At 46.1% G+C, this 15003-nt stretch carries 10 protein-coding genes; 5 read left to right on the plus strand and 5 right to left on the minus strand.

The annotated features are described in order from the left end of the window. Positions 1 to 4: 4 nt before the first annotated feature. The gene (locus HPS56_RS04200) at positions 5 to 823 is read right to left on the minus strand and encodes an AAA family ATPase (protein ID WP_172274365.1); all 819 of its coding nucleotides are present in this window, start codon (positions 821 to 823) and stop codon (positions 5 to 7) included. Between the two features lie 205 nt (positions 824 to 1028). On the opposite strand from HPS56_RS04200, the gene HPS56_RS04205 reads away from it, so the two are divergent. The 4 genes from HPS56_RS04205 to HPS56_RS04220 all read left to right on the plus strand — a co-directional run bounded on the left by HPS56_RS04205 (position 1029) and on the right by HPS56_RS04220 (position 7836). Next, a complete protein-coding gene (locus HPS56_RS04205) occupies positions 1029 to 1925 on the plus strand; it encodes a DMT family transporter (RefSeq protein WP_172274368.1) in 897 nt (298 codons plus the stop codon). 437 nt (positions 1926 to 2362) lie between these two features. Continuing rightward, complete coding sequence (locus HPS56_RS04210) at positions 2363 to 3445, plus strand: efflux RND transporter periplasmic adaptor subunit (RefSeq protein WP_172274370.1); 1083 nt, start codon at positions 2363 to 2365, stop codon at positions 3443 to 3445. Positions 3446 to 3448: 3 nt separating this feature from the next. Next, the gene (locus HPS56_RS04215; protein WP_172274373.1) at positions 3449 to 6481 is read left to right on the plus strand and encodes an efflux RND transporter permease subunit; all 3033 of its coding nucleotides are present in this window, start codon (positions 3449 to 3451) and stop codon (positions 6479 to 6481) included. Further along, positions 6478 to 7836, plus strand: a complete 1359-nt coding sequence (locus HPS56_RS04220; RefSeq protein ID WP_172274375.1) for a TolC family protein — start codon at positions 6478 to 6480, stop codon at positions 7834 to 7836. Before HPS56_RS04215 ends, HPS56_RS04220 begins: the two co-directional genes overlap by 4 nt. Positions 7837 to 7996: 160 nt before the next feature. Here the strand turns inward: HPS56_RS04220 and HPS56_RS04225 are convergent, their stop codons facing one another. Beyond that, the gene (locus tag HPS56_RS04225) at positions 7997 to 8347 is read right to left on the minus strand and encodes a MerR family transcriptional regulator (RefSeq protein ID WP_172274378.1); all 351 of its coding nucleotides are present in this window, start codon (positions 8345 to 8347) and stop codon (positions 7997 to 7999) included. Positions 8348 to 8458: 111 nt separating this feature from the next. On the opposite strand from HPS56_RS04225, the gene alaS reads away from it, so the two are divergent. Beyond that, positions 8459 to 11080, plus strand: a complete 2622-nt coding sequence (alaS, locus tag HPS56_RS04230) for an alanine--tRNA ligase (protein ID WP_172274380.1) — start codon at positions 8459 to 8461, stop codon at positions 11078 to 11080. Between the two features lie 114 nt (positions 11081 to 11194). Here the strand turns inward: alaS and HPS56_RS04235 are convergent, their stop codons facing one another. The 3 genes from HPS56_RS04235 to HPS56_RS04245 all read right to left on the minus strand — a co-directional run bounded on the left by HPS56_RS04235 (position 11195) and on the right by HPS56_RS04245 (position 14985). Next, entirely contained in the window at positions 11195 to 11587 is a 393-nt protein-coding gene (locus tag HPS56_RS04235; protein ID WP_172274383.1) for a hypothetical protein, read from the minus strand. 47 nt (positions 11588 to 11634) lie between these two features. After that, positions 11635 to 12630 carry a pectinesterase family protein gene (locus HPS56_RS04240; protein ID WP_172274385.1) on the minus strand — a complete coding sequence of 332 codons (996 nt, stop codon included), beginning with the start codon at positions 12628 to 12630 and terminating at the stop codon, positions 11635 to 11637. Between the two features lie 78 nt (positions 12631 to 12708). Continuing rightward, positions 12709 to 14985 carry a RelA/SpoT family protein gene (locus HPS56_RS04245; RefSeq protein WP_172274388.1) on the minus strand — a complete coding sequence of 759 codons (2277 nt, stop codon included), beginning with the start codon at positions 14983 to 14985 and terminating at the stop codon, positions 12709 to 12711. Positions 14986 to 15003 lie beyond the last annotated feature (18 nt).

Here is a 15003-nt window from a genome sequence, read left to right on the forward strand (position 1 = left end):
AACCTTATAGAGTTATGTCACTCACTTCAGTCACCTTGTCTATCCATCCTCCCATTATCACGGCAGGAGAATGGGTTGTAAGCACAATCTGAACATTGGGATTTAGCTGCAGAATCATGTCTATCAGTTTTTGCTGCCAATCAATATGCAGACTTATTTCCGGCTCATCCATAAACAGCACGTATGGCAGGTTGTCCTCTATCAGCACAGTAAGCAAAATGACAAGCATCTGCTTCTCCCCGCTCGACAGCTGATACGGAAGAAGCTCCTCTCCTATCTGCGTGAAGGCAATCTCATTTTTCGTACGTATAAGCCTCTTGCCTGTCTCCGCAAACAATTCGTCTATAAGATTCTGAAACAACAACTTCGGCCTTGACAGTTCCTGGGCCTTTATGGCCGCATCCGTGCTGCCGCCCTGGAGCACGGATATTATCCTGTTGCCGATATTCACCTGATAGTCCAGATATTTGCGCTGAAGCATATACAACTGCCAGTCAAGCTCTGTGGCAACAGTCACATCGACAATCTTTTTCATAGAATCACCCGACATAAGCGGACGGTCAATGCTGCGTATCACGTCATACCTTATCCATTTTGCATCCTCAGGCACAACCTTTATATGCACCCCCTTAAGCAAATGACTCGGGAACTCACCTCCCTGCATAAGTCCTTTTACGACCTTATTCAGTATTGTGCTCTTTCCCACTCCGTTCACACCACTGAGAATGTTTACCTTAGGATCAAGATTCCATACTATATGACGTATGCCGCTCCACAGCGACTCTATCTCTATCTGCTCTATATAATCAGCATATTTCTGCATATATGTAGGTTTTTTAGTTATGTATCAATGAATAAGCAAAGATATACAAAGATAGTGTTTTTTTCCAGTATGCAGACCAATGGAAATGTTTTTTATAAAAAAACAACAGAAAAGAATCCGCAAACCACTTTTTTATAATTAATTTTGCACAGCATTCCACAACAGATATAAACGTATTCAGGATTGTTTTTAATAATAGCATGATATGGATGACAGACAACAGTTGAAAGCACACATCAGCATGTTTTTAGCATGCGCATTCTGGGGGCTTATGGCTCCACTTGGAAAAGATGCCATGACACACGGTATCACAGGAATAGACATGGTCACATTCCGGGTTACAGGAGCCGCAACGCTCTTTTGGATAACATCGCTGTTTACACCCAAGGAACACGTCCCCCTGCGCGACATACTTATGTTCGCCCCGGCCGGACTGTTCGGACTTGTGCTCAACCAGTGTTGCTATACCATAGGTCTCAGCATTACATCACCCATCAACGCAAGCATTGTGACGACCTCAATGCCTATATTCGCAATGATTCTTGCAGCCATAATCCTTCATGAGCCTATAACCGGCAAGAAAGCTGCCGGGGTACTCATGGGGTGTAGCGGTGCACTTATACTTATACTCACAAGTGCAGCAGCCGCAAGCTCAAAAATCGGTGACATACGCGGAGACTTGCTTTGCCTTTTCGCACAATTTTCCTTCGCACTCTATTTGTCGCTGTTCAACCCTCTGATACGGAAGTACTCGGTGTTCACGATAAACAAATGGATGTTCACCTACGCCACCATCATAATTCTACCGCTATCGTTCAGACATGTAGCCGCTATCGAATGGTCCGAGGTGCCGGTAAAAACATGGCTCGAGACGGGTTATGTTGTGCTTATTGGCACATACGCCGCATATATCCTCACCATGATAGGACAGCACACTTTGCGCCCGACAGTGGTAAGCACATATAATTATGTACAGCCGGCAGTGGCTGTGGCGGTAAGCGTCCTTACGGGAATAGGAACACTTAAGCTGTCTCATCTGTTTGCCGTCATTCTTGTTTTCACGGGAGTATGGATGGTCACTAAAAGCAGAAGCAAAGCCTGACAGCCACGGATTACAGGTTCGCATCTGACAGACAGCAAATGTTAAAAGTGTATTTGGCCTGAATACAGAGTGTATTCAGCATATATACACAGTGTATCCAGCATATATACACAGTGTATTTGGCCCAAATACACTTTTAACATCTATTATTCTCCTGAAGTCATCCGCCATTTCTTATTCTTATGGAATACTACCTTCGTCTTACGTCATAATATCTTTGTGGCCCAAAGGACCAACGGAGCAGTACAGATTAAGAAACCGGCAAAACTTTATTTTACGACTGATTAAACATCCGTCATTGCCTTTTTGACATCATCCTTATGTTAAAGAATCTTTTAATAAAGGCGTATCATTAAGCCTTCTTATAAAAAATGTGTCAAAATAAAGATATTACAATACTTTATAAAAACGCTTCATAACACGTCAAAAAATAAAATATGAATAAATATGTAAGATTAGGAATAGTCGGCGTTGTAGTATTAGGACTGGCCGGTCTGGGAATAAAAACATTCATGCCTCACGAAAACCCGGAGTTGAAAGACACCTCACAAAATGCCAAAGGCAAAAAAGACCAGGGTAAGGCATTAAATGTCAGGGCTGTCATCCTCAGCGAGCAGTCTCTCACAGACGGAATATTTGTCAGCGGAAGTCTTGTACCCGATGAAGAAGTAGGCCTGTCATTCGAAACATCCGGCAAAATAACAGACATTTTTTTCAGAGAAGGCACACACGTGGCAAAAGGACAGCTTCTTGCCAAAATAAACGATGCTCCGCTACAGGCTGAGTTGCGCAAGAAACAAGCACAGCTGAAACTTATGAACGACAGACTATACCGTGCCAAAGCCCTTCTGGCAAAAGAGGCCGTAAGCAAGGAATCCTTTCAGGAGGCCGAAGCAAACCTTGCGGCCCTGAAAGCAGAAATAGACGGAGTAAAGGCACAAATAGCACAGACCGAACTGCGCGCGCCATTTGCCGGCACAATAGGTCTCAGACAGGTAAGTGCCGGAGCATTCGCAACAACAGCAACTACCATAGCCACACTTACCAAGACAAGCCCGCTGAAAGTTGAGTTCAGCGTGCCGGAGCGATATGCAGGAACACTGGCACAAGGCACACCGCTGACATTTACAGCCGAGGGCGACCTCACACCGCGCATGGCTGAAGTATATGCCTCAGATTCAAGGGTTGATCCGGAAACAAGAACATACACCATCAGGGCTATATATGCAAACAAGGACGGAAAACTCGTACCGGGACGATATGTAAACGTAAACCTTACGACCAAAAAATACGACCGTACTCTTGCAGTGCCAAGCGAAGCCATTGTATCGGAAATGGGCATCGACAAGGTATTCATATATAAAAACGGAGTGGCGGAACCGGCTAAAATAACCAAAGGACTGCGCACAGACGCACAGGTGCAGGTACTGCGAGGCCTTAGCATCGGCGACACCGTGATAACAAGCGGTACGATGCAGCTGCGGCAGGGCCAGAAAGTAATCGTATCCATAAAGAAATAAACCATGAACATATCTGAGCTGTCAATACGCCGGCCGGTACTGGCCACCGTACTCACACTGATAATCCTCCTGTTCGGATTTATCGGATATACCACCCTCGGAGTACGTGAATACCCGTCTGTAGACAATCCTATCATATCTGTATCATGCTCTTATCCGGGTGCCAATGCGGACGTTATCGAAAGCCAGATAACCGAACCTCTGGAGCAAAACATCAACGGCATACCTGGCATACGCTCACTCACAAGCGTCAGCCAGCAGGGGTCGTGCCGCATAACAGTAGAGTTTGAACTTTCCGTCGACCTCGAAACAGCAGCCAACGACGTCCGTGACAAGGTGTCACGTGCACAAAGATGGCTGCCACGCGACTGCGACCCGCCAACAGTGTCAAAAGCCGATGCTGACGCACGGCCTATTCTTATGGTTGCATTACAGAGCGACAAACGGTCGTTACTGGAACTGAGTGAGATTGCAGACCTGACTGTGAAGGAACAACTACAGACAATCCCGGAAGTGTCGAGCGTATCAATATGGGGAGAAAAACGATACTGCATGAGACTATGGCTCGACCCTGTAAGAATGTCGGGCTATGGAATAACACCCATGGACGTGAAGAGCGCCCTCGATAAGGAGAATGTGGAGCTGCCGTCAGGTTCCATAGAGGGAAACACAACAGAGCTCAGCATCAGGACAATGGGGCAAATGCACACCACAGAGGAATTCAACAATCTTGTTGTCAAGGAACAAGACGGACGCATCGTCAGGTTTAGCGACATAGGACGTGCGGAACTGGCTCCGCGCGACATAAAGAGCTATATGAAAATGAACGGTGTGCCAATGGTCGGAGTGGTAGTGGTTCCGCAACCAGGAGCCAACCATATCAACATTGCCGATGCCGTACACAAACGCATGGAACAGATGAAGAAAGATCTTCCCGAAGACGTGCATTTCGATTACGGATTTGACAACACAAAATTCATACGCGCATCCATCAGCGAAGTTGAATCCACGGTGTATGAAGCCTTCATTCTGGTGATTATCATCATTTTCCTCTTCCTGCGCGACTGGCGCGTCACACTCATACCCTGCATAGTGATACCTGTATCACTCATCGGTGCATTCTTCATCATGTACGTATGCGGATTCTCCATAAACGTACTGTCAATGCTGGCAGTCGTTCTTTCCGTAGGTCTTGTGGTCGACGATGCCATAGTGATGACTGAAAACATATACATACGTATTGAACGCGGAATGAAACCGTTTGAGGCCGGTATCGAAGGTGCCAAAGAGATTTTCTTCGCCGTCATATCAACAACCATAACACTGGTGGCTGTGTTCTTCCCTATAGTTTTCATGGAAGGAACCACCGGAAGGCTTTTCCGCGAATTCAGCTTTGTGGTAGCAGGCTCTGTCATCATTTCATCGTTTGCCGCACTTACATTCACTCCCATGCTCGCAACAAAGCTTCTTGTAAGGCGTGAGAAAAAGAACTGGCTCTACCGCAAGTCAGAGCCGTTCTTCGACGGAATGAACCGGATATACTCCAAATGGCTTACATCATTCCTTAAACACAGATGGACCGCTGTGGCAATAATGGGCGTCGCACTTGCCGCATGCGTGCTTATGTGGACAAGCATACCAGCTGAGATGGCGCCACTTGAAGACCGCTCAAGCATTACAATAAGAACATCCGGACCGGAAGGTGTCACATACGAATACATGCGCGACTATACTGAAGACATAAACCGCCTGGCAGATTCAATCATGCCCGATGCAGAGTTTATAACAGCACGTGTGGGAGAAGGCACCGGCAACATACAAATCACCCTCAAAAACATTACAGACCGCGACTACACCCAGATGGAAGTGGCGGAAAAACTGTCAAAGGCAGTGCGCAAAAAGACCGACGCACGCGCATTTGTACAGCAGCAAAGTACGTTTGGAGGCCGACGCGGGTCTATGCCCGTACAATATGTGCTTCAGGCCACAAACATTGAAAAACTGCAAAAAGTATTGCCTGAATTTATGGCGAAGGTTTACGATGACCCGACATTCCAGATGGCAGACGTAGACCTTAAATTCTCAAAACCGGAAGTACGGCTCAGCGTAAACAGGGAAAAGGCAAACATGATGGGCGTCAGCACCAAGGATATAGCACAGACACTGCAATATGGTTTGAGCGGCCAACGGATGGGATACCTGTACATGAACGGTAAGCAATATGAGATTGTAGGGGAGATAAACAGACAGCAGAGAAACGACCCGAACAATCTTAAAGCCATATACATGAGGTCTTCAGACGGAAAGATGATACAGATGGAAAACCTTGTTGAGCTTACAGAAGATGTGGCGCCTCCGAAACTATACCGCTACAACCGTTTCGTGTCTGCCACAATATCTGCAGGTCTGGCTGACGGCAAGACCATCGGCGAAGGACTTGACGCCATGGACAAGATTGCCAAAGAAACACTCGACGACACTTTCCGTACGGCACTTGCAGGCGACTCCAAAGAGTTCCGCGAAAGTTCATCAAGCCTGCTTTTCGCATTCGGCCTTGCCTTGCTGCTCATATATCTTATTCTTGCGGCACAGTTTGAAAGTTTCAAGGATCCGTTCATCATAATGCTCACCGTGCCTTTGGCAATCTGCGGAGCACTAATATTCATGTCTGTCGGCGGACAGACAATGAACATTTTCAGCCAGATAGGAATCATTATGCTCATCGGGCTTGTGGCCAAAAACGGTATTTTAATAGTAGAGTTTGCAAATCAGCGACAAAAAGCCGGCGAGGATAAGATTACAGCCATACGCGAAGCGGCCACACAGCGTCTACGCCCTATCCTCATGACAAGCGTATCAACCATCCTCGGCCTGCTTCCGCTGATGTTTGCATCAGGTGAAGGCTGCAACGGACGCATTGCAATGGGCACGGCCGTAGTAGGCGGAATGCTCATATCAACGCTTCTCACAATGTTCATCGTGCCGGCAATATACTCATACATCTCAACGAACCAATCTAAAAAAGACAGCAAATGAGATTTATCATACTGACAATATCATATATAATGTCAATACTTGCAGTATTGGCTCCAGCCAACTCCTTATACGCACAAGACACACCTGTGAAACCGGAAGTGGCCTCACTCCCGTTGTTCATAACAACAGGATTAAAGAATAACTATGACCTGCGTATAGTAAGGAATGAGGAACGCATGGCGGAGAACAGCGCGACACGGGCCAATGCCGGATATCTTCCGACAATAACAGCAAACACCGGATACGACGGTTCGGCATATAACCGCAACACTACTGCACGCGGGACAGGCGATGTCACCAAAAACCGCAATACCATCGACCATACGCTGTCGGCCGGTCTGAATGCCGAATGGACTGTATTTGACGGTTTTAAGATTCAGACAAACTATAAAAGGCTTCAAGAGCTTCGCAGGCAAAGTGCCACACAGACTCGCATCGCCATCGAAGACTATGTTGCCGACCTTACAGCCGAATACTACAATTTCATACAGCAGCATATAAGAATGCGCAACCTCAACCATGCCGTAGCCCTGTCGAAGGAACGGCTGCGCATAGTGCTCGAACGATACAGCATAGGCAGTGCGTCGCGCCTTGACATGCAACAGGCACAGGTAGACTTCAACGCAGACAGCGCACAGAGCGTGAAGCAGCATGAGCTCCTTGCCTCATCACGCATCAGACTATATAGCCTGATGGCTGTAAAAGACCTTGAAAGCCGTCTTACAGTACGCGACACCGCAATAAACGTAACTACAGATCTTACGTTCGACACCCTTTGGAGCACCACCCTGCGCAACAACGCATCACTTATAAAGGCCGCACAGAACAGGACATTGGCAGAACTTGATCTCAAAAGCATACGCAGCCGCGACTTCCCGTATATAAAGTTAGGAGCGGGATACAACTACTCACACAACATCTACGGCACGGGAAGCACAAAGACAAGAGACAACTGGGGAGCAGACTTCGGAGTGAAGATTGGACTGAATATTTTCGACGGAAACAAGCGCAGCGAACGCCGCAATGCTAAAATAAACATAGAAAATGCCGAACTCGCACAACAAAGCCTCGAGCAATCGCTGAAAGCCGACCTTGCCGACCTGTGGCAGGCATATCAAAACAATCTTAGGCTGCTGGCACTCGAACGCCAAAACCTTCTCACTGCACAGGAAAACCACTACATAGCATACGAACGCTATATGCTCGGCGACCTCTCCGGCATTGAAATGCGCGAGGCGCAACAGAGCCTGCTCGACACAGAGGAACGCATTCTTGAGGCTGAGTATAATACAAAACTATGCGAAATATCATTGCGCCAGCTCAGCGGAAGCATAATGGTATATCTTGAGGAATAAACAATCCTTATATATTAGGGACATATACGACAGGACATCAAATGTCACGGTTACAATAAAAAATGGCTTATTAATACAAATGGATGATGTCAGGATGTATTAACAAGCCGTTTTTATCTGTATATCAACGGAAAACTATTCTGTCAGGACACGGGAATGCTCATGTCAGTAAATCAAGCTGCTTTCTCATTGCCGCCAACTCTTCCTTTATTGAATTGAGACGCTCAAGCACCATTGCTGTCTTGTCTGCCCCGTCACGGTTGGAGTTTATTATCTTCTTTGCCGCAGCAAGCTTGAACCCACGCACTTTAACCAGATTATGTATAAGTCTTATCTGTTCAATATCCTTTTCCGAATACTGCCTTACCTTGCTTGCACCTTTTGTCTTGGGTTTCAGATAAGGAAACTCCTGCTCCCAATATCTGAGTGTGCTTTCATTTACATCAAACATTTTGGCCACCTCACTTATGGAAAAGTAAAGCTTAAAGTTTTTATCATGATTAAGCGCCATGTTTTCCTCTGTTTTATCAAATCTGTTATTAAAACATTTGCAAATATAACTAAAACAAAGTATCTTTGCAAAACTTTTAAAAGGATTTTTTGAATATTAGATAAATAACTTATGATGACTGCAAATGAAATCCGCGACTCATTCAAGAAGTATTTTGAGTCGAAAGGACACGCCATTGTGCCGTCTGCACCAATGGTAATAAAAGACGATCCAACACTTATGTTTACCAATGCCGGCATGAATCAATGGAAAGATATCATTCTCGGTACACGCGAACCGGAGCCGCGCCGGCGCGCCGATTCACAGAAATGCCTGCGTGTAAGCGGAAAACACAACGACCTGGAAGAAGTAGGACACGATACATATCACCACACAATGTTTGAAATGCTCGGCAACTGGAGCTTCGGAGACTATTTCAAGGAGGGGGCCATAGACTATGCATGGGAATATCTGGTGGATGTGCTGCATCTCAATCCCGAAGATTTATATGTCACTGTTTTTGAAGGCTCGGAGGAAGAAAACCTCACACGTGACGATGAGGCGGCATCCTACTGGGCAAAGCATGTCCCGGCCGACCATATCATTAATGGCAACAAACACGATAATTTCTGGGAAATGGGTGATACAGGACCTTGCGGACCTTGCTCTGAAATACATCTCGACTCACGTACACCGGAAGAAAAGGCACTCGTACCGGGACGTGAACTGGTGAACAAGGACAACCCTCAGGTTATCGAAATATGGAACATTGTGTTCATGCAGTTCAACCGCAAGGCTGACGGAAGCCTTGAACCACTGCCTATGCATGTGATTGATACCGGTATGGGATTCGAACGTCTGGTACGTGCCATGCAGGGCAAACACTCTAACTATGATACCGACATCTTCCAGCCTATAATAAAAGAAATCTCACGCCTTTCCGGTATGGAATACGGTAAGGACGAGAATACTGATGTGGCGATGCGCGTGATTGCCGATCATCTGCGTGCAGTATCGTTCTCTATCGCTGACGGACAGCTCCCCGGAAACGCCAAGGCCGGATACGTCATCAGACGTATTCTTCGCCGTGCGGTACGATACGCATACACGTTCCTTGAACAGAAAGAGGCATTTATATATAAACTGCTACCCATATTCATAAACGAGATGGGAGCCGCTTATCCTGAACTGACGGCACAAAGAGAACTCATCACACGCGTAATCAAAGAGGAAGAGGATTCTTTCCTGCGTACACTTGAGAAAGGTATAGGCTTGCTGAATGCCGCAATGGACGATATGAAGGAAAACGGCAAGACCGAACTTGACGGTGTGCAGGCTTTCCGCCTGTTCGACACATACGGTTTTCCACTTGACCTCACTGAGCTGATATGCCGTGAAAACGGTTTCTCTGTAGACGAGAAGCAGTTCGATGAGGAAATGCAGAAACAGAAGGCACGCGCAAGAAATGCCGCTGCAGTGGAAAACAGCGATTGGGTCGAAATATTGCAGGGTGAACAGAAGTTTGTAGGCTACGACTTCACCGAATACGAATGCCACATCATGCGTTACCGCAAGGTCACACAGAAGAAGAACACTTATTATGAGCTTGTTCTTGACAACACTCCCTTCTACGGTGAGATGGGCGGACAGGTAGGTGACAGCGGTGTGCTCGTAAGCGAGAACGAAACTGTTGAGATAATAGACACAAAGCGTGAAAACAACCAAAGCATACACATCGTAAAGGAACTTCCCAAAGACCCCACAGCCGATTTCATGGCATGCGTGGACATTGACAAGCGCGCCGGAAGCGCAGCCAACCATACAGCAACCCATTTGCTCGACTATGCCTTGAAACAGGTGCTCGGTGATCATGTAGAGCAGAAAGGCTCTTATGTGAGCGCGGACACACTAAGGTTCGACTTCTCTCACTTTGAGAAAGTAGGCGATGAGGACTTGCGCAAGGTCGAACGTATTGTGAATGACATGATACGTCAGAACATTCCGCTCGACGAACACCGTGACACTCCTTTGGAAGAAGCAAAGAAGCTCGGTGCAATAGCACTGTTCGGTGAGAAATACGGTGACAAGGTACGTGTAGTGCGTTTCGGTCCGAGTTGTGAGTTCTGCGGAGGTATACACGCCCAGGCAACAGGCCACATCGGCATGTTCAAAATAATAAGCGAAAGCAGCGTTGCAGCCGGCATCCGCCGTATCGAGGCCAAAACCGGCAAGGAATGTGAGGAACTCATGTATAATATTGAGGACGGTCTGAAAGCAATACGCTCATTATTCAACAATGCAAAAGACCTGCAGGGGGTTATAAGCAAATATATCGAGGAACACGACACAATGAAAAAAGAGATTGACCAGTTCCACGCGCAGACGATAGAACGCACAAAGACATCTCTTTTGGAAAAAGCAAGAAACATCAACGGAACAACAGTCATAACCGCCGTACTTCCAATGTCGGCGCAAGGAGCTAAAGACCTTGTATTCAAAATCCGCCAGGCTGTAGCAGAGAATCTCTTGTGCATAATAGGCTCGATAGATCACGGCAAACCGATGCTTAGCATTATGCTAAGTGAGGACATGGTGGAAAACCATAATCTCAATGCCGGGAATATGGTGCGTGAAGCAGCCAGACTCATCCAGGGCGGTGGCGGCGGACAGCCTCATTATGCAACAGCCGGAGGCAAGAATGCCGACGGCCTCAGCGCAGCCATCGACAAAGTGATTGAACTCGCACAGTTGTAATCAAACATATTATACACAATACATATAAAAATCCTGCTCATAGGATATAGTATAAAAAGCGTCAAACTCATTTGAATTGGGTTTGACGCTTTTTACTTTAGTCGTATTATTATGTTATTTCACTCCTTTAATTCCATTTGCTACGGCATTAACAAAATCATCCTTAGTACATGGTTTCCTTATTATCCAATGATATACTGTATCAATATCAACACTTCCTGTACCTGAATAAGAATTGCCGGCACCACCGACAGAAGAAAATTCTTTATACAACTCCCATCCATTATACATAATAAACATCAGTGCCGCAGCAGGAGTCTTAAAAACAACTATATCTCCGGAGGAATCATGCAACTTTTCTATCGACACTCCGTCATCTACAGTAACCGTTATCCGTTCCTGCTTCAAATTACAGTCTAATGTTATTATATTGTACAGATAATAATCTGTAGGCTGAGCCGACTGGGCAGAAACAGATACAGCATCAAGAAGAATAAATACCAACAAACAAAATAATATACGTATCCTCATTTTGAATCTATTATATCCCCCAATTACTTCCCTATCTTCGTTGAAACGACAGGTTCCCAATTGTCTGTTCTGGCGAACACAGCCTTCATCGTTATTTTACGGGCCTCCTTTTTAGTGAGCTGACGGCTCCATGCCACACGCGAAGCGGCATTCGCCCCCTCTCCCCTATTGTTATATTCCATATAACGCGCTGTCTGCTCGCGGTTCTTCTGCCAATGATGCCATCCTTCGGCACGGATAAATCCCCCCATGTCACAATCCATGAACAACGTATAGCCATAGTCGCGCCACGGACGTCCGAGATAAACCTTCGTCACACCGGTGTCTGCGGTTATGCGGCAATTATTGAACACATAACCGAATGGAATGTCTTTTGGAGTAGACGCGGCCGTAATATAAGAGTTCGCCTTGCAGCAGATGGTGCAATTCTCGAACCATGCCGTTGAAGGGCCGAAGATAAAGTCTGTTGTCCCTTCGATATAACAGCTGTGGAAAAGCAGCCGTGCACCGGCCGTACCGGTATATACGGTATCCTGATGCCCGAGAAACCGGCAGTTTATAAACACCAGACGGTCTCCTTCGGTATGCAATGCCACAGCCTGTCCCATCCTGGGAGAGTTGTTCTCTACCGTGATATTCTTCAGGGTTATGCCATTACCTTCTATTTTTAATGTGTATGTACGGAAAGTACCTATACCGCCCGGTCTCTCCATTGTCTTGATATTTGCATGGTCGTCCCATGTTATGACAGTATTGTCGCGGTCCTCTCCAAGAATCTCAATATTATCCAGCCACTGCGGGATTACAAGTTTTTCCTTATATGTGCCTTTCTTCACATATATCACTTTATGGTAGTCCATAAATGCCCTGCATACCTCTATTGCATCAGCGATGTTGCGGAACTCTCCCGTTCCGTCGCGCGCCACGACAATTGTATCAGGGTTGTCATACTTGTTTGCCGCAGAGACGGCGAGCATCGTCATGAGAGCAAAAAATGTCAGTAATAATTTTCTTTTCATTGTTTCGGTTATTTTAGGTATTTACATAAAGTATCCCCATGCATCCCATATCTCGCATGAGGCCTCAAAAATAATTTGCTACATTATCTGCACAGCTTCCTGAACCCCATCCACCTTCTTCAGGTTGTTAATGATTTTCTTCATGTCTTCACGGTCATGCACCCTCAAGTCCACCACTCCGGTAAAAATTTCATTGTCGCATACAATGTTCACCTTGTGGATATTCACATTGAGCTGACGGGAAATAACCTGCGTCACTTCGTTCAGAAGTCCTATGCGATCAATACCGCGTATCTGTATCGTCGCATCAAAAAACAGTTTTTTGTGCATATCCCACTTCGCATCAAGAATACGGTTGCCATAACCGGATTTCAACTTGGCTGCTACAGGACACGACCTTTTATGTATCTCCACCTGTTTCTTGTTGTCAATAAACCCAAGCACATCATCACCCGGAATGGGATGACAACAGTGCATGAACTTGTATTGCGTGATGTTATCATCGGTAATGTAGATAGGCTTCTTCCTGTTGAACTTGTCCGGCACGACAAACAACTGTCTTTCTTCTCCAATATCCTTACCGCTTTTGGAATTACCAAGGAAAGGAACATATTTCTTCCAGCTTTGAAGGTTCGGCACCTTTTTTCTTTTCTTCTTCCCCTTAAGCTCATTCACATCACTCTCGCCGAGCAATATCGTTTTTTCGCCAAGAGCCTGAAAGAAGTCGTCACGCTTGTCAATATCATGGAAAGCAGCCAGGACCCCTGCCACGGTATTGCTGTATTCTATATCATTAGCCTTAAGAAAACTCATCAGCACTTCCTCTCCCTGCTTCTGTATCTGTCTGCCGTCACGTCGCAGAATAGCCTGTATCTTCGCCTTTGCCTTCGCCGTACTGACAAAGTTTATCCATGACGGCTGCACGTGTTGCGCCTTGCTGGTAAGAATCTCCACCTGATCACCGCTCTGAAGCTTATGACTCAACGGCACAAGTTTGTGGTTCACCTTCGCCCCTATACAATGGCTGCCAAGAAAAGTATGTATAGAGAACGCGAAGTCAAGTGCCGTGGAACCGGCCGGCATGGTTTTTATTTCTCCCTTTGGAGTAAACACGAATATTTCGGAAGCAAAAAGATTAAGCTTTATGGCATCAAGGAAATCCATTGCGTCAGGCTGCGGATCATCGAGTATCTCTTTTATTGTATGAAGCCATTCATTAAGTTCATTCTCGTCTTCAGTAAATTCAATCTCTCCACCCTCCTTATATTTCCAATGTGCGGCAAAGCCCTGCTCGGCAATCTCATCCATACGGTCAGACCTTATCTGCACCTCAATCCATTTGCCCTGCTTCGACATCAATGTCACGTGCAAGGCCTGATAGCCGTTAGCCTTGGGATGGTTAAGCCAGTCACGCAGACGATTGGGATGTATATTGTACAGCTTGCTTATTGCCACATATATATTGAAACATTCGTTAATCTCATTGTCACGTTCCTTCGGGGTAAATACAATCCTTACGGCAAGAATGTCGTATATCTCTTCAAATGTGACATGCTTGCGCTGCATCTTGTTCCAGATGGAATAAGGACTTTTCACACGCTCCTTTATCACATACTCCACCCCCTGGCTTTTCAGCACTTTTTCTATCGGTGCCGTAAACTGGTCGAAAAGTGTGTGTCTTGACGCCTGTGTGGAAGCGAGTTTCTCCTCAATCCTCAAATACTCGTCAGGATGTTCGTAACGGAAACTGAGATTCTCCAGTTCTGTCTTTATCCTGTTCAGTCCGAGGCGGTTTGCCAACGGAGCATATATGTACAATGTCTCTCCGGCAATCTTATACTGTTTGTTTGCCGCCTGGCTCGCCAAGGTACGCATGTTATGAAGACGGTCGCAAATCTTGATGAGTATCACACGTATGTCGTCACTCATTGTCAGCAGCAGCTTCTTGAAATTCTCGGCCTGTGCGGATGCCTGGTCTCCGAAAATACCTCCGCTTATCTTTGTCAGCCCGTCAACGATCTGGGCGACCTTTGCGCCAAAGATGTTCTCGATGTCTTCCGTTGTGAAATCCGTGTCCTCCACAACATCGTGAAGCAGTGCCGCACAAATGCTTGTAGAACCGAGTCCCACTTCCTCGCATGCTATCTGAGCCACAGCGATGGGATGCATTATATATGGCTCTCCCGACAATCGTCTTACACCCTTATGTGCCTGACGTGCAAAATTGAAAGCTTTGGTTATTATATCTACTTTCTTTCTGTGCCTCGATGCCGAATATGTATCTATAAGATGTTGGAAAGCATCATTTATAAGAATATTGTCCGCCTCTTCGCGTTTTTTCTGCTCATCATCCATAGTCTCAAGATTTTTATG

It is taken from the genome of Xylanibacter muris (genome assembly GCF_013166605.1).
Lineage (GTDB): Bacteria > Bacteroidota > Bacteroidia > Bacteroidales > Bacteroidaceae > Prevotella > Prevotella muris.